Source organism: Flavonifractor sp. An82 (assembly GCF_002159265.1).
Lineage (GTDB): Bacteria > Bacillota > Clostridia > Oscillospirales > Oscillospiraceae > Flavonifractor.
This window is the reverse complement of the sequence record NZ_NFHG01000026.1, coordinates 15,123-30,916: the sequence shown is the minus strand read 5'-3', so window position 1 is coordinate 30,916 and position 15,794 is coordinate 15,123. Positions and strand designations below refer to the sequence as shown.

The window sequence follows — 15,794 nt, the reverse complement described above, 5'->3', positions numbered from 1 at the left end:
ATTTGGATGTGGAGGTTGCGCGTCTGAAGCTGATGAAAGCTGACCATCAGAGCAAGCAGTACCGCCTGGAGGATCAGTTGCTCAAATACTTCCCCCAGGAAATCGAAACCAACAAGGGCTTTATCAAAGGCTTTGAAGCGGATCTAGAGACCTTGGCCGCCCATCCTCACCCGGAGGATGGCTTTGCGGGGATGGAGATCCGGGGCGATGTGCTGACCGACAAAGAAAACGCCGGTGCAGCCCTGCTGGACGCCTGTAAGGAGGTCAAAGGTTCCGAACCGGTGCAGATTGGCAGCTACCGGGGCTTTACTATGTCCGTGGAGTTTTCCGCTTGGAAACAGGAGTATACGCTGCTGCTGACCTCGTTGTCCGCGTCAATCAGCCGCAGCAGGAGGGCCTTAGCCTCCCCCTCCAGCATGACGGCAAGCTTTTCCTCACACCGTTCCGCCCGGCCCATTGCCTTCTCCAGCTCGGAGTCCATATCGATCTCCCGGTCGTGGGGCCGGATTTCTCCGTAGTACAGATCCTCCAGTGTTTTTCGCATGGCTCTCGCCTCCTTCGCAGCACCACACAATACCGCAGAAGGATGAAAATAGCCACCCCAAACCGGCAGAGTTAACAGATCCTTATCATTTGGCTGCCCGGAGTATCTCTTTGTCAACGGCATCGCATTTGCGCCTCAGCAAGGGCTTCCTTCTTTGTTTTGCGGCGCAAGTTTTGCGTTCTCAGGCCACAGCGTCGGTCAAAACGGCCGGAACCGGCTGGGAACACTGGACTTCTCAAATCGCCGACCACCTAAAACCGCCGACTGTGGCGAAAAGGTGCACCTTCCGCGAAAGTCGGAAAAGCCCCGCACTGCGGGGCTTTGTGGCCGGGAGATGGGCGCTTGCGACCACCTCCCTTTATCCTAGTACGAAAATCGAACACCCCCAGAGGGCCCCAAACCGGGGCCCCCGGGGACGTTTTTCTTCTGGAATTGAATGGCCTAGATTATCAAGATTACCGCGTCATGACTGCCCAGACAGCCGCCGCCCCACACACGGCCCAACGCCGTTCAAGTACCCTTGACATGGGCACCGCCTCCATCCTCACTTCGAAAACGGCACACAGGGCTCACACGGCCGCGACAGAGGCCTTCCAGTGGTCGTCTGTCTCTCATTTTGGAGTGGGTGCGGGCCATTCCCACAAATGCGCCGGCTGCCACTTGCGGCAAGCCAGGCGCCCTGCTTGCCCCACCCGAGAGTTGATAAACGCATCCTCCCTTGGTACCCCTTGACCTAATGCCCCTGGTGACGCCACTTTTCCGGCGGTCCCGTACTTGCTTGCTACTTCGTACGGCTCTCCATGGCCTGTTCACCGACGTTTAGGGCAATAGTACGCTGCTATGGGCAACCTTTGCCGCATATTGTCTCCCGCTAGTATCCCCGGCCTTATGAGGCTTCACATGAAATATCTGGTAGGGGCACTTCACATGCAAAACTGCTCAGAGAGGCAGCGGGTACCCACAGGGCACCTACCGCACGGTTTCTGGGTGCGTCGGGCCTGTATTTCCGGGATCATTTTCACTGTGGGCAAATAGGACGCGCCAGAATATACCGTGGCCTAGTTCGATACAGACGACGTCTCACCAGCGTGGGTGACAGGGAGGGAGAACTTAGGTTTACCGCGGTAGAGCAGTCCGCCCACAAACATACCGATGATCGATGGGATCAGCCAGGCAAATCCCATCTCCGCCAAGGGGAAGATGGACATCAGATGCTTCAGCCACTCCAGGTTTGGGAATACACTGAGCACGGCGTCACCCAGGCTCAGAATCAGGGCCACCAAGACACCCCCCTTATAGAACCCGTCGTTGGGAAGGAAGCGATTCAGCAAGCCCAGGACCGTAGTGACGATACACGCCGGGTAGATCACCAGGAAAATGGGGGTAACATAGTTGACAATATTCTGCACCCCTGTGATCCCCATGAACACACCAATCAGGCAGGCGATCAGAAGCAGGACCTTATAAGGAATTTTCTCCCGGAAAAAGGTATACAGGAAGGAGACCACCGTGCTGCCCAGGCCCACCGCTGTCGTCAGGCAAGCCAGGGTCACGGCGCCGCCCAGGCATGCAATGCCCGCGGTCCCCATAATCTGCCGGATCAGGCCGGAGAGGAGGACCGTCTGTGGGGTGTCCTGCGGATAGATCCCACTGCCCGTCGCGCCCAAATAGGTCATGGTACCATAGACGGCAAACAGGGCCGCAACACACACCAGGCCGGCGGAGAAGGCGGCCTTTTTACTGGCCTTCCGGTCGTATCCGCGCCGGCGGAGATCTCCTATGATGACACCGGCAAACAGGATACCCACCGTGAGATCCCCGGTGTTATAGGCAGTGAGCAGGGCCGAGCCGAAGGGGTTTTCAATGCCGGTATCAACCGGCTGTCCCACGGGGTCCACAACGCCTTTGATGAGGACAACGGCCAGTAGGATGAGTAGCAGCGGAGTCATGTACTTGCCCAATTTGTCAATCACGGATTCCCGGTCTTTGGCGAAGAAGTAGACCAGAGCAAAGAATACGATGACCGTGATCCAGATCGGGACATCTGGAAACAGGGGCGCCACCGCGAGCTCATGGGTGGAGGCCGCGCATTTCGGCAGGGTGGAGCCCATGGCAAGCAGGGTACTGTTGACCAGATAGAAGGCATCGTAGAATTTTGGGTGTACATGCCCCATCAGCGATTCCGCGCCCTCTCCCACATTGTTGATCGACCAGAGGGCGAGCACCGGAAGGATGATGCCGCCCAACAGCAGCCCCATGGCGCCCAGGAACCAGGCGCTACCGCTGAATAGCCCGATCTGAGGCGGGAAAATCAGATTGCCGGCACCAAACATCGTGGAGAACAGCGCCAGGCCGGTGATGATGCTGTCTTTTATAAGATGCTTTTTCATTGCTTGCTCCCTCTCTTCTGCCCGGCGGGTCAAGCCAGGCTGTCACGGATGGTGAGATAGGTCATGTTGGGCACGTGCTCAAATGTGTACTTCATGTGTACCCGCTCGGTCACCTTGTGCCCGTCCTTGCCGAAGGTGCCGATGTTCACCACGGGCACGTTGATCTCGCGAACCAGATCCACATCATAGAAATACTTGGTCTTCCAGGACGGCATATTCTTCCCCATGGCCGCGATAGTGGACACGTCGTCGCTGATAGCCATAAAGCTGGAGTCGGAGATATAGGGGTAAAACATGCGGATCTGGATAGGATTGACGCATACAGGCTGCACTGTCTGGACAGCCCGCTCCACAGCGGCGAGCAATTCCTTCTCCTTCTCTGTCTTGCCCGTCATCTCGATGCGGGCGGAGAAGATGGAGCCGAAAAACACCACAATCATGGGGGACTTATCCTCATCCCAGCGGCAGGCCTCTTCTATGACCCGGACACTGAACAGCCGCAGATCCAGGGCTGGCTCGTCGGCATTTAGTTGCTGGGCGAAGCGGAAGATGTGCTCCCGGAACTCCGGGCCGCGGCGCCGCTCCAGATAGTCGCAGTACTCCTCCCAGGTGTACACCCGGCTCTTCCAGGGCAGGGGCTCATAGTCCACATGGCTCTTCTCGCAGTACCGTCGATAGGAGGCGTTGACATGGCGGATGACGTTGCCAAAAGCCTCTACCGCCTTCTGACGGCTCACGGCCATCACATCCACCGGGGACATGCTGTGGGTAAAGAAGTTGTAATAAGCATAGCCCGCCAGGGCGGTCTGCACTGTATAGCCTTCCTTGAAGTCTGCCTGCTTCAGGGAGATGGGCGGGACCGTCACTTCCCCCTGGGCCTCGTCACACAGGTCGGTGTTCAGCTCCATCAGGCGGGTGAGCTCTGACAGAATCAGGTTGGGATCCAGGCCGCCGTAGGCCTGTCCCACATGGGTCTCCTTGCCCCGGACATAAAAGGAGGGCAGGAGCTTGCCAATGCTGCCGAAGTAGATATATCGGTTGATGTCCGCCAAGTTGTAGCCGGTAGAGTAGTCGGCATTGATGCAGGCGATATAGTCAAACCCCTCTTTTTCCTTCAGCCGTTTGAACTCCTTCAGGCCGGTGAGGATACCGTGGGAATTGTCCTCCTCGTCGCACTCGGCGTAGGCAATGAGGTTACCGTCCAGCTCCTCCGGGTGCTCCGAGAAATATTTAATGAGGTACATATGGCCCGCCACGCCGGATTTCATATCCAGTGCACCCCGACCGAACATATACTCCCCGGAGGCGATGTCTGCCCGGACCTCCTCGCCGATGTCCAGCTCCAGCAATTTTTCCGGCAGATGATCCGGGTCAAAGGCGAAATCCCTGAAGACGCCGTAATCATCCACCCCCACGGTGTCGATGTGACCGATGAGGATCACAGTGCGGCTGGAGGTTCCCTTGGTTCCCTTCACATAGGCGTAGGCGCTGTGCCGCTCCACGAAATCGTTTTCTGTCTGGATTAGCCGGGCCTGCTCCGGATGCCGCTGGAAGTAGTCCAGTCCCATATAGTACTCATAGATATACCTGGCGCAGTTGGTTTCACCTTGGGGCTCCCGGACAATGCTGGGGATGGATACCAGCTCTTTGGTCAGGCGCCTGACCTCCTCGTAACAGTCCAAATACATGGCAGAATCCTCCTTCATTTTACAGGATGCGTTAGATCACAGCAAAGGAGATGCCATCAGTGAACACATCATATTTTGTGCCGTAAACAGCAGAAAACTTCCGAAACCGACACCGGTTTCGGAAGTTTTCCAGAAAGGGAGGGAATATATTCTGCGCAAAAATTTTTTAAAAATAAAAAATTTTTGCGCAGAACCGTCAGAACTGATACTTCTGTAATTTGTATTGTAGCGACTGCCGGGAGATCCCCAGCAGCCTGGCCGCATCCATCAGGTTCCTTGTTTCGCTGATGGCCTGGCCAATCAACTGCTTCTCGAAGTCCGCCATCTGCTGAGGCAGGGTCCGCCCGCTGTCAAAGCGGGGCTGCTTTTCCAGACGCCGCCGAAACAGGAACTCCGGCAGATCCCGGATGGTGACCGTCTCGGACTCCGCCGTGTTGAAGCAGCTCTCCATCACGTTCTGCAGCTCCCGGATGTTGCCCGGCCAGCCGTAGTGCGCAAAGAGATCCATTACCATAGTGCTCACGCCGATGATCTGATGATGCATTTTTTGATTCAGCCGTCGGATGAAGTGCTCTGTCAACAAGGGGATATCCTCCGGCCGCTCCCGCAGAGGGGGCAGACGCAACTGTACCACCCCCAGCCGGTAGTAGAGATCCTCCCGCAGCCGCCCCTCCGCGATACAGGTGAAGGGGTCCTCATTGACGGCAGAGATCACACGCACATCCACCGGTGTGGAGGCTGCCGCTCCCAGCCGGCGGATTTCTTTGTCCTCCAGCGCCTTGAGAATCTTAGACTGCAGGGCGATATCCATGGAGTTGAGCTCATCCAGGAAGAGTGTGCCATGGTTGGCCAGCTCAAACAGGCCGGGGCGATCCTCCGCCTGGGTATAGCTCCCTCTGGTGGTTCCGAACAGAATACTCTCCAGCAACGTGCTGGGGATAGCTGCGCAGTTTTGGGAGAGGAAAGGCCCATCCGATCGGTTGCTGTGGCTGTGGATAGACTGGGCAACCAGCTCCTTCCCGGTCCCCGTCTCCCCCACAATCAGCACCGAGGACGGATTGACCGCTACCCGCCGGATTTTTTCCTTAATATCCAGCATTTTAGGGCTCTTCGTAATAATGTCATCCAACGTATACAGGCGCTTCCTGGGCCGCTTGCGCTGAAGGCTCCGGTCAGGCATCCGCTCCAGCAGCGTCTTGTCCCCATAAACAGATGCCTCGATGGCGCCAATAATTTCGCCGTTCACTTTGATTGGAAAGGTGGAATTGACGAGGTAGAGCTGTTCCCCGCGGTAATTGGTTACCATTTGTCTTTCGTCGAGAATTTCCTGCCCATTTTTTAGTACCCGCATAATACTGCTGGTTTCTTCTGTGAGGCTGGGATAGTTTTCCAGGATATGCATACCTGTAACATGGGCGCTCTTTAAATTGTTCACTTCGTTGGAAAACATGATGGAGTATTCAATAAACCCCTTACAGTCCGTGATGATAATGGCATCCGTGCGTTCGTACAACCCAAGAACACTGTCCAAATAGCTATTTAACATATTTTCCCTCCCCGTAATCGTACTGCACCAACAGGAGAAAGAAGGAACTCCGCCATCCCGGGCTGCTCCTACTCACATAGAATCTGCGGAATATTTGCGCTGTAAGTCAACTCGATGCGATTTCATACATGTATTGTATAGCGAACTCCGAAGAAGCGCAACCGTATTCTCCATCGCTACCTACAGAATTGTGCAAGAAAATATTTTATGCTATAGTTTAGTAAAAAACGGAGCTGCGGCCGCACGGATTTACGAGGAGGGACACACCATGATCGGAAAATGGTTGAATTACATGTCCAGGCTTCACGACGGCGTGGATGCCATTCTGATTGCAGATCGTCATGGAATAATCGAATATTCCGCCATGTTTTCAGAGCAGGAGAACGGTCTGATTGACGAGGGCTTTATCGGGAAAAATATTCTGGAGGTGTATCCGGAGCTGACCAAAGAGACCTCCAGCCACTTCCGGGTGATGCGGACGGGGGAGCCGATCCTCAACGAGAAGCAGGTGCTCACCGACTTCCGGGGCAGGCGGGTCATGCTGGTCACCTCCACCTTTCCTCTGGAGGACAATGGCACGGTCATCGGCACTATGGAGACCTCGGTGTTCTATCACAAGGACTCCCAGCTGGACGGGAAGAACCACTGGCTGACCAATCCCCACACGGGCCTGTTCCGCCTGGAGGACATCATCACCCGGAATTCGGAGATGCTGGCCCTGAAGGACACCGTGCAGCGGGTGGCCGCCAACCCCTCTCCGGTGCTGATCTGGGGGGAGACCGGCACGGGCAAGGAGCTCTTTGCCCAGGCCCTCCACAGCCACAGCACCAGATCCAAGGGCCCCTTCATCTCCCAGAACTGCGCGGCCATTCCCACCACCCTGCTGGAGAGCACACTGTTCGGCACCACCCGGGGGAGCTATACCGGCGCGGAAAACCGGAAGGGCCTGCTCAAGCAGGCCGACGGTGGCACCCTCTTTCTGGACGAGGTCAACTCCATGGATCTCTCCCTCCAGGCCAAGATATTGAAGGCCATTGAGGAGAAGAAGTTCAGGCCCGTGGGCGGAGAGCAGGATGTGCACAGCGATGTGCGCATCGTCTCCGCCATGAACGTGGATCCTATCACCGCCGTGCGGGACGGACTGCTCCGGCGGGATCTGTTTTACCGGCTGGGGGTGGTGCAGCTGGCCCTGCCGCCCCTGCGGAAGCGGCCGGAGGACATTCCGCTGCTCACCGACTTCTATGTGGAGCGGTACAACCGAAAAATGGAGCGGACGATCACAGGGGTCAGCGAGCTGGTGCGCAACGCCCTGCTGGCCTACGACTGGCCCGGCAACGTGCGGGAGCTGCGAAACGCGGTGGAGTCGGCCTTTAACCTGTGCACCGGCTCTGTGATCCAGCTCAGCGACATCCCGCGGTACATCTTTTACCACGAGGAGGAAAAAGCGGTGGAACCGGCGGAGGAGGCCCTGCCGGACGGCATGGGCCTGCAGGAGGCGGTGCGCCGCTATGAGAAGGGCCTGATTGTCCGCACGCTGGAGCAAAGCCGCACCATTACGGAGGCGGCGGAGAAGCTGAAGCTGACCCGCCAGGCGCTCCAATACAAGATGATGAAATATCATCTGAATACCTGACTGCGAAAGGCAAGAAATTTTGCGATTTTGCGCAAAATTTCTTGCCTTTTTCCGTGTACAGCCAGCCTCATCGGCGTATCCCAACCGGGAAATGCCTGAAAATGCAGCCTTTCCTAACTAAATTCGAGAACCCTTCCGTGCTGGCATCCGGTTTGCTGAAATAGGGGCAGTGGTTTTACTTGAACCAACTATCTGAAGTTAGGAGAGGGTAAAAGATGGCAGAAAAAAAGAAACGGGGCATCACCTTCCCCCACATGTTCACACTGATCCTGCTCATCATCGCCGTGTGTACGATCCTGACCTATATCGTTCCGGCAGGTCAGTACGACACCTACGTAGATGACAACGGCGTGGAGGTCTTTGTGGACGGCAGCTACCACCGGGTGGAACAGACTCCGGTGACCCCCATGAAGGCGCTCATGTCCGTACAGGAGGGTATCATCGAGACGGCCAACATCGCGGCTTTCATCTTCGTCATCGGCGGCGCCTTTGGCGTGGTGGCAGAGACCAAGGCCATTGAGGCAGGCATCGGCCGTATCATCAAAAAGACCTCCAAACGGCAGGGGCTGCTCATCCCCATCATGATCTTTGTGGTGGGCTTCGCCGCCGGCTCTTTCGGCATGTTTGAGGAGTGCCTGGTGTTCATCCCCTTCCTGGTGCCCATCTGCATCGCCATGGGCTACGATTCCATCACCGGCCTGGCGGTGGCGATTGTGGGCAGCTCCAGCGGCTACGCGGGCTCCTTTGTCCAGCCAGCCAACGTGGGCGTGTCCCAGAGCATCGCCGGCCTGCCCCTCTACTCAGGCATGTGGTACCGCCTCATCATCCTGGTGGTGATGCTCACCATCGCGGCGGTCTATGTATCTCTTTATGCCCGGCGCATCAAGGCCGACCCCACCCGCAGCCTGATGTACGAATTCGATCGCCAGCGGGAGGAGAAGGTGGATCTGAACGACCTGCCCGAGCTGACCGGCACCCGCAAGGTGGTGCTGCTGGTCATGGGTGCCACCTTCGCCCTGCTCATCGTGGGCGTGCTCAAATGGGGCTGGTACATCAACGAGATCTCCGGCCTCTTCCTGGGCATGGGCATCATCGTGGGCTTTGTGGGCCGGGTGGGCCTCAACGGCTTCGGCGTCCTCTTCGGCCGGGGCGTGGCCGACTTCGCCACCGGTGCCCTGGCGGTGGGCTTTGCCCGCGGCGTGCTGATCGTGCTGGAAGAGGGCAACATCCTCCACACCATCCTGTACGGTGCTTCCGGCCTGCTCACCTCTCTGCCCACTGCCCTGACCGTGCTGGGCATGTACGTGTTCCAGAACTTCCTCAACCTGCTCATTCCCTCGGCCAGCGGCCAGGCGGCCACCTCCCTGCCCATCCTCCTGCCCATGGGCGACATGGCCGGCATCACCCGGCAGACCACCTGCATCATCTTCCAGATCGGCAACGGCCTGTCCAACAACCTGGTGCCCACGGCGGGCACCTTCATGGCCGCCCTGGCCATGGCCAAGGTCCCCTATGGCAAGTGGGCCCGCTGGTTTGTGCCCCTGCTGGGCCTCCAGTTCGCGGCGGGCGCGGTGCTGGTGCTGATCGCCAACGCCATCCAGCTCGGGCCCATGTGATAAGAAAGAAGGTATTTGCGTGAAAGAGGCAATTCAAAAGACGGTGGAGGGCTTCCTGCCGGAGCTGTGGGCGATCTCCAAGGAGATGTACGACAACCCGGAGCTGGGTCTGGAGGAGGTTCACGCCTCCAAGCTGCTGCGGGACTGGCTGGCGGAAAAGGGCTTCGCGGTGGAGGAGAACTTTCACGGCCTGCCCACCGCCTTCCGGGCGGTCTATGGCTCCGGCAGGCCGGTGATCGGATTCCTGTGCGAGTACGACGCCCTGCCCGAGGTGGGCCACGGTTGCGGCCACGACCTCATCGGCGTCATTTCTGCCGGTGCGGCGGCCGCCCTGCGGCAGGTAGTGGACAAATCCGGCGGCACCCTCGTCGTATACGGCACCCCTGACGAGGAGATCACCTGCACCAAGGTCCAGCTCACCGACGAGGGCGCCTTTGACGAGCTGGATGCCGCCCTCATGCTCCATCCCTATCAAAAGACCTGCGGCCGGATGGGCAGTATCGGCATCTATCCGGTGCAGTATGAGTTCTTCGGCAAGAAGTGCCACGCCAACGAGGCCGGGCCGGGCAGCGACTGCATCAACGCCCTGGATGCCGCGGTGCTGGCCTACACTTCCATCAATCAGGTCAAGCAGTATCTGGATGCCAACATCTACGGAATCCTCAACAGCGGAGGCACCCTGCCCAACATCATCCCGGACTACGCCTCCCTGCGCTACTACATCCGCTGCGACCAGGAGTGGAAGACCCGCCGGGCGGTGGACCGGGTTACCCACTGCGCCCAGGGCGCGGCGGACAGCGTGGGGGCCGAACTGAAAATCACCCAGTACCTCTGTCCCACCCAGCCGCTCCTGCTCAACGAGCCCCTGCTCCAGAGCTTTGAAGAGAACATGACCGCCCTGGGCGAGCCGGTGGAGGTGGAGGAGAGCAACCGCCTGTCCACCGATGCGGGCAACGTGAGCTTCCGGGTGCCCACCCTCCACGGCATGATCGGCATCCATAGCTGCAAGGGCCTGGATCTGCACACCGAGGAGTTCGCCGCCCAGACGGTCACCGAGAGCGGCCGGGAGGCCACCCGGCTGGGCGTCTGCGGCCTGGCGGGCGTGGGTTATGACCTGCTGACAAAGCCCGAGCTTCTGGCCGCCGTCCGTGCGGACTTCGACCGGGGCATCCGGGAACAGGACGAGAAAGGAGTTTAACCATGCTGCTGCATAATTCTGTTACAGAGGATCCCACCATCTGGGCGGGCCTGAACCATCCGGAGCTCTCCCTGGAGGATGTGGACATTGCGGTATTCGGCATCCCCTATGACGGGGGCGTCAGCTTCCGCTCCGGCACTTGCGAGGCACCCCAGGAGCTGCGGAAGATCACCCACACCATCTCCCCAACCACCGAGGACTTCCGGGACATTTCCCCCCTGAAGGTGAAGGATCTGGGGGACTGCGTAGGGAAAGACCGGGACGAGATGTTTGCCGAGGCGGAGGAGCTGGCCTTCAAGGCCGTGACGGCGGGCAAGTTCTTCACCATGATCGGCGGCGACCACTCGGTGACCATCCCCGTCCACCGGGGCATCAACCGGGCCGTGGATGAGGACTTCGGCATCATCCACATCGACGCCCACTTCGACCTCTGCCACGAGATGCACGGGGACATTCTGTCCCACGGCTCCACCGAGCGGCGGGCCACCGAGCTGTCCCATGTGGGGGACAGCGACCATCTCTACTTCCTGGGCATCCGCTCCATCGAGTCCGACGAGCTGGACTTCTACCACAGCAACAAGGTCAACGTCCTCTCCGCCGCGGAGATCGACCACCAAGGCGTCCCGGCGGTGCTGGAGCAGGTGGTGGGCCACATGAAACGCTTCTCCAAGGTCTACATCACCCTGGATATCGACTGCCTGGATCCCGCCTACGCCGCCGGCACCGGCACCCCCCAGTTCGGCGGCCTCACCGCCCGGCAGCTGCTGGATCTGCTGAAGGGCCTCTTTGAAGGCCTCAACATCATCGGCATGGACGTGGTGGAGGTAGCCCCCAAGCTGGACCCCTCCCTGGCCGCCCTGTTTGCCGCCCGGAAGATCGTTACCGAGTGCTGGGCGCATCACTACTTTAAGAACCTGAATCCCTGACAGAGGCGCCCTCCCCAACAGGGCAGCTATTAGAGCCTCAAAAGGCTTCAAGGCAGCTGCTGCCGCGGCTGAAGATCCCAAATTCTCCCCCTTCAGCCAGAGAAGGCCCGGCAGAATTCTATTCTGCCGGGCCTCTTTTTTGCCCTTCGTTGCATTGATAGGGCAAATGGTTGCTTTCTATAATGGAATTAGCGGCAACAAATCATCTCCTGCCAATGGTGAAGTTTCTGCTTCTGAAGCGGGCCATTCTCTTGTTTATTGCAACGCAAAATCTGAGGTTGGCAAAACTTTGACCCATAATCTGACCCAGAACAGGAAAAATTCGTGCGGAACAGAACGCATAAGGCCTCCGGGATTTGGCAGATTTCCGGAACAAAAAGGGCTGAAAAGTGCCTGAAACCAACAGATTGAACCGTCGGCATCAGCTCATAACCCGGAGGTCGGTGATTCAAACCATTCCTCCACAACCATAAAAGTACCACATTCCAATGGAATGCGGTACTTTTTCCACCTATTTTTGCGTCTCAAACACTTTTTTAACATAACGTCCTTCGAAATCGGCGTATGTCGCTATGGAGAGCACCGGGATCTACTGGCAGCCTATTTACGAAATGCTGGAGCCATGTTTTGATGGGCAGATCAGCATTCTGGTCGTGAATGCCCGCCACATGAAGAATGTGCCTGGGCGTAAAACGGATATGCGGGACGCGCAATGGATCGCCACATTACTCCGTGCCGGATTACTAAAGGGAAGTTTTATCCCAGATAAGACCTTCCGGGAACTGCGGCATCTGACCCGGTATCCAGATACTCTACCCATTCAGCGAACCGGTGGCCCTGGTGTGCAACGAGGCGGGGAAGCTGTTAAACCTGCCTCTGAACCGGGCACTGAGGGATGAAGAAGGCCGGATCTATGATATTGTCAGCGGAACCTTTTTCCTGTGTGGTGCTCCAGCAGACAGCGACACACTGGCGAGCCTGACCGAGGAGCAGATAAGCCGTTACGAACGGCGGTTTGCCCGCCCGGAGCTGTTCCTCAACATTGGCGGCCGGATCATCTGCCTGCCGGATCAATAACCATCGTTTATGAAACAGGGGCCGGGAGGGGTCAAAATCGCCCTTCCAGGCCCCTGTTTCTGTTTCAAAACCCGTATCAAAATCTATGTCTCACTTGCCGTGCGTTTCTGAGACGATGCGGAAAAGCTCTTTTTGAAAATGGCTCAGGAGCCCAGTTCATATCGGGTGCTCCTGGCCGCACCGACCTTGATGAGCTTCCCCTCCGCCACCAGCCGCTTCAGCACATTGCTGGCGGGGAACGCGGAGCAGCCGAGGAAGCCCTCTACGTCCTTACGGGTAATAGAGCCCTTTGCACGCAACAGGCGCAGTACATTATCCTCCTGGCTCAGGGTGGGGTCGAATCTGACCGCATCGGACGATACGGTCCCTTGCTCCGCACCCACGGCATTCCGGTTCGGAAGGGTGACCACGAAGGAGGCCGGGGCTGGGGCGAAAACCGGTTCCATCCCAGAGCCGGCATAGCTCTCCATGATCTTCTGGATACCGGTGCCGTAGCTCTCGATCAGTTCCAGTCGGTAGAAAACATTGGCGATGATCATATTCCTGGGCTGGGAAGCGCCTCCCTTGATATCGGCCAGGGTCAGTCCCTTGACCAGGCCGCCCAGGGAAATGAACTCCATCCGGTTTTCGTAGACATTGATGATAATGCTGCCGGAGTAGTCGTAGTCCCGATGGACCACCGCATTAAGCAGAGCTTCGCGGAGAGCCGCATCCGGATAGTCTGCATAGTCGATGCGGCGCAGGCCGTCATAGCCGGAGCGCAGGCCATTATTCAGAGTCAGGAAGTCGTAGGTCTCATCCACCTGCCGCAGAAGGGAACCGGAAAACTCCTTCCGGGTTTTGAACGTGCTCTTAGTGACCCCATCATAAACCGCACAGCGAATGATGTGCCCGCACTGGTCGGAGAGGAGCAGTGCCGCGTTGGTGTAGTAGCCATCCTCGTCCATCAGCCCCAGAGTCCGCTTGTGTGCGTCATCAAAGGCCAGATTCCGTTCGGCAAAATATCGGCTGGCATAGTCAAAGGTCAGATCCTGGTTGACGGACCGCATCTTATCAAATACAGTTCCGTCGCTCTCCTTGATCATCTCCCGGATGAACTCATCTGTGGCGGGCACCGAGGAGACCCCGTGACGCACAAAGACACCGGAAGGCTTGAGCCCCTTGTCAGACAGGTGGTATGGACGCTTCAGTCCTCGGGTCACTGCAACCCGGATGATGGTCTTTCCCTCCGTGTTCACTGCCTCAATGGAGGTATAGGCGGTCAGATCCGGTTTGATTCCATCCCGGATCATGTTCCCGATTTTCTCCATCTCGGATTCCGGATGCTCTACACCCGTGACCGTCCCGTCCCGGGCGACACCCACCAGAATCTCGCCGCCGTCTGTGTTGGCAAGGGCGACAATCTCCTTTTTGAAGTCGGTGTTGATGATCTCCTTCAGCTCTAGAATCGGGCTTTCCTCATACTTCACCGGAATGCACCTCATTTCGATATTTTCAAAATTATCTCTATTTACTACATAGTATCACCATTGATAGAAATATGCAAGCAACAAAATGGGCGGCCAGCGTCGCATGTTCCATATTTTTTGACTGGAGGTTATATTAGCATGAAATCAATTCTGCAATGGCTCTTTGAGAGTGAGCTAAACATCCCCATGGAGCAGGAGGAGGCGTACCAGTACGCCGAGGAGGGGGAGAAGGTGATCGACGCAAAGGAAGACGTGAACGTCCGCATCCCCCAGGAACTCCGGGAGAAGTGGCAGACATTTCTAAACAAGCAGGACAGCTACCACGAGTGGGAGAGGAGGATGGAGTTCGACAGAGGGTTTTACCTTGCAGTCCGCATCATCCTGGAGCTACTGCGGGGAGGGTTGAAGCTGTGAATCACCAGAAGATCGGCTATGCCAGGGTATCCACCATAGACCAAAACCTGGAGCGGCAACTGGACATGCTCTGCCAGCAGGGGGCCGAGATCATCTTTCAGGAGAAAATGACCGGCACCAAGCGGGACAGGCCGGAGCTAAACAAGCTGTTGGCCCATATCGCCCCTGGGGATGTGGTAATCGTGGAATCCCTGTCCCGGCTGGGCAGGAGCACCAAAGACTTGATTGAGCTGGTGGAGCTGATGCGGGAGAAGGGGGTACAGCTGGTGAGCATGAAGGAACAGATCGACACCAGCACCTCCACCGGCAAGCTGCTGTTCACCCTCATGTCTGCTCTGGCCCAGTTTGAGCGGGATGTGATTGCTGAGCGCACCCGTGAGGGCCTGAAAGCGGCCAGAGCTCGTGGAAGGAAGGGCGGACGGCCCCGGTGCGACCAGCGTAAGCTTCAACAGGCGCTGAAACTCTACGAGGCCGGGAAGCACACCGTGGCGGAGATTGAAGAATTGACAGGCATCAAGAGGGCCACGCTCTATCGGGCCAGAAATTCAGGATAGGAGATATGAAGAAAACAGTCAAGATCTGACAGGAATGACCGGAAGATGAGTGACAGCTCCGATGTGGCGCATAAAATCATAATAGTCTTTTTTCTTTCCCTGATAGCGGTGCCCGTCCACATAAGAAATCTGGTTCATAACAAAATGAATGTGGACATTCTCGGTGTTGTCATGTACAGCATACATAATCTGATACTCTGGTGCGTAATGCTGGATGATTGCCTGGGCAAACTGATTGGCCTGCTCTGCTGTCACCCCTTCCTCCCTGGAAAAACTTAGCTCTGAATGGCGTATGCGCTTACCACTGTTTTTCCCGAAGGACTCGGCTGTTTCCTCCGTTTCTTTCGACGCAGTATCCAGTGATGTAAGATTGCAGCCGCCTGTATAGACCGCTTTCTGCGGATTTGTGATATAATGAGTAGCATCCCAATAGGCATTTTCATCATAAAACTTGTGATGTTCCTGATAGCCAAAGACCTTATAGGTGGACATTGTCCTCATCTCCTGTATGGATTTTATTTTTCCTTTCTCTTTTATACTGTGGTAATAATCTCTCATTAACAATCATGTATTTTGTTTTCTGCTTTGTTAATGGTCACAAGGGGAAGGAAAACCTTCCCCAGGGGCCCCTTACTTCTATGTTGTTCCGTAATCAAAAATAATTTCTCACTCCCGATAAAGGCAAGAGAAAACCCTATACCAATGTTGGCGACGACAGGTAAGCAATCCCTGGCATTTG

13 protein-coding genes and 1 pseudogene are annotated in these 15,794 nt (G+C 57.0%); 9 read left to right on the top strand and 5 right to left on the bottom strand.

Annotated elements, in window-relative coordinates; translation table 11 throughout:
• On the top strand, positions 1-518 hold a 518-nt coding region (locus B5G34_RS18980; protein ID WP_204245976.1), incomplete at its 5' end, for a hypothetical protein.
• Between the two features lie 1,084 nt (positions 519-1,602).
• Here the strand turns inward: B5G34_RS18980 and B5G34_RS16625 are convergent.
• From B5G34_RS16625 to B5G34_RS16615, 3 genes are all read right to left on the bottom strand, one after another.
• Positions 1,603-2,934, bottom strand: a complete 1,332-nt coding sequence (locus B5G34_RS16625) for a branched-chain amino acid transport system II carrier protein (protein WP_087340194.1) — start codon at positions 2,932-2,934, stop codon at positions 1,603-1,605.
• Positions 2,935-2,963: 29 nt separating this feature from the next.
• On the bottom strand, positions 2,964-4,622 hold the full coding sequence (locus B5G34_RS16620; RefSeq protein WP_087340192.1) for a M20/M25/M40 family metallo-hydrolase: 1,659 nt from the start codon (positions 4,620-4,622) through the stop codon (positions 2,964-2,966).
• Positions 4,623-4,818: 196 nt separating this feature from the next.
• On the bottom strand, positions 4,819-5,928 hold the full coding sequence (locus B5G34_RS16615) for a sigma 54-interacting transcriptional regulator (RefSeq protein WP_242957101.1): 1,110 nt from the start codon (positions 5,926-5,928) through the stop codon (positions 4,819-4,821).
• A 508-nt stretch (positions 5,929-6,436) separates the two neighbouring features.
• Here B5G34_RS16615 and B5G34_RS16610 point away from each other — a divergent pair.
• From B5G34_RS16610 to B5G34_RS16585, 6 genes and pseudogenes are all read left to right on the top strand, one after another.
• Positions 6,437-7,801, top strand: coding sequence for a sigma 54-interacting transcriptional regulator (locus tag B5G34_RS16610; RefSeq protein WP_087340187.1), 1,365 nt, complete (start codon positions 6,437-6,439; stop codon positions 7,799-7,801).
• Positions 7,802-8,016: 215 nt separating this feature from the next.
• The gene (locus B5G34_RS16605; RefSeq protein ID WP_242957100.1) at positions 8,017-9,417 is read left to right on the top strand and encodes an AbgT family transporter; all 1,401 of its coding nucleotides are present in this window, start codon (positions 8,017-8,019) and stop codon (positions 9,415-9,417) included.
• A gap of 19 nt (positions 9,418-9,436) precedes the next feature.
• The gene (locus B5G34_RS16600) at positions 9,437-10,615 is read left to right on the top strand and encodes a M20 family metallopeptidase (RefSeq protein WP_087340184.1); all 1,179 of its coding nucleotides are present in this window, start codon (positions 9,437-9,439) and stop codon (positions 10,613-10,615) included.
• A 2-nt stretch (positions 10,616-10,617) separates the two neighbouring features.
• On the top strand, positions 10,618-11,541 hold the full coding sequence (gene speB, locus B5G34_RS16595; protein WP_087340182.1) for an agmatinase: 924 nt from the start codon (positions 10,618-10,620) through the stop codon (positions 11,539-11,541).
• 566 nt (positions 11,542-12,107) lie between these two features.
• Positions 12,108-12,341: pseudogene (locus tag B5G34_RS16590) on the top strand (transposase); the annotation flags it as partial.
• A 40-nt stretch (positions 12,342-12,381) separates the two neighbouring features.
• Positions 12,382-12,618 (top strand): DUF3846 domain-containing protein, encoded by a 237-nt coding sequence (locus B5G34_RS16585; RefSeq protein WP_242957099.1) that lies wholly within the window; start codon positions 12,382-12,384, stop codon positions 12,616-12,618.
• A gap of 143 nt (positions 12,619-12,761) precedes the next feature.
• Here B5G34_RS16585 and B5G34_RS16580 read toward each other — a convergent pair whose 3' ends face one another.
• Complete coding sequence (locus B5G34_RS16580; protein ID WP_087340178.1) at positions 12,762-14,087, bottom strand: ATP-binding protein; 1,326 nt, start codon at positions 14,085-14,087, stop codon at positions 12,762-12,764.
• Positions 14,088-14,225: 138 nt separating this feature from the next.
• Here B5G34_RS16580 and B5G34_RS16575 point away from each other — a divergent pair, with 138 nt between their 5' ends.
• Together B5G34_RS16575 and B5G34_RS16570 are read left to right on the top strand one after the other, a co-directional pair.
• Positions 14,226-14,501 carry a DUF6809 family protein gene (locus B5G34_RS16575; RefSeq protein WP_087340176.1) on the top strand — a complete coding sequence of 92 codons (276 nt, stop codon included), beginning with the start codon at positions 14,226-14,228 and terminating at the stop codon, positions 14,499-14,501.
• Positions 14,498-15,055 carry a recombinase family protein gene (locus tag B5G34_RS16570; protein ID WP_087340174.1) on the top strand — a complete coding sequence of 186 codons (558 nt, stop codon included), beginning with the start codon at positions 14,498-14,500 and terminating at the stop codon, positions 15,053-15,055. Before B5G34_RS16575 ends, B5G34_RS16570 begins: the two co-directional genes overlap by 4 nt.
• A gap of 18 nt (positions 15,056-15,073) precedes the next feature.
• Here the strand turns inward: B5G34_RS16570 and B5G34_RS16565 are convergent, their stop codons facing one another.
• Positions 15,074-15,547: a relaxase/mobilization nuclease domain-containing protein gene (locus B5G34_RS16565; RefSeq protein WP_162609512.1), complete on the bottom strand. Its 474-nt coding sequence runs from the start codon at positions 15,545-15,547 to the stop codon at positions 15,074-15,076.
• Positions 15,548-15,794: the final 247 nt, after the last annotated feature.

Coding starts and splice junctions, on each gene's coding strand:
- B5G34_RS16610 (WP_087340187.1), top strand. CDS start 6,437: ATGATCGGAAAATGGTTGAATTACATGTCCAGGCTTCACGACGGCGTG.
- B5G34_RS16625 (WP_087340194.1), bottom strand. CDS start 2,934: ATGAAAAAGCATCTTATAAAAGACAGCATCATCACCGGCCTGGCGCTG.
- B5G34_RS16575 (WP_087340176.1), top strand. CDS start 14,226: ATGAAATCAATTCTGCAATGGCTCTTTGAGAGTGAGCTAAACATCCCC.
- B5G34_RS16565 (WP_162609512.1), bottom strand. CDS start 15,547: ATGTCCACCTATAAGGTCTTTGGCTATCAGGAACATCACAAGTTTTAT.
- B5G34_RS16605 (WP_242957100.1), top strand. CDS start 8,017: ATGGCAGAAAAAAAGAAACGGGGCATCACCTTCCCCCACATGTTCACA.
- speB (WP_087340182.1), top strand. CDS start 10,618: ATGCTGCTGCATAATTCTGTTACAGAGGATCCCACCATCTGGGCGGGC.
- B5G34_RS16615 (WP_242957101.1), bottom strand. CDS start 5,928: ATGGTAACCAATTACCGCGGGGAACAGCTCTACCTCGTCAATTCCACC.
- B5G34_RS16620 (WP_087340192.1), bottom strand. CDS start 4,622: ATGTATTTGGACTGTTACGAGGAGGTCAGGCGCCTGACCAAAGAGCTG.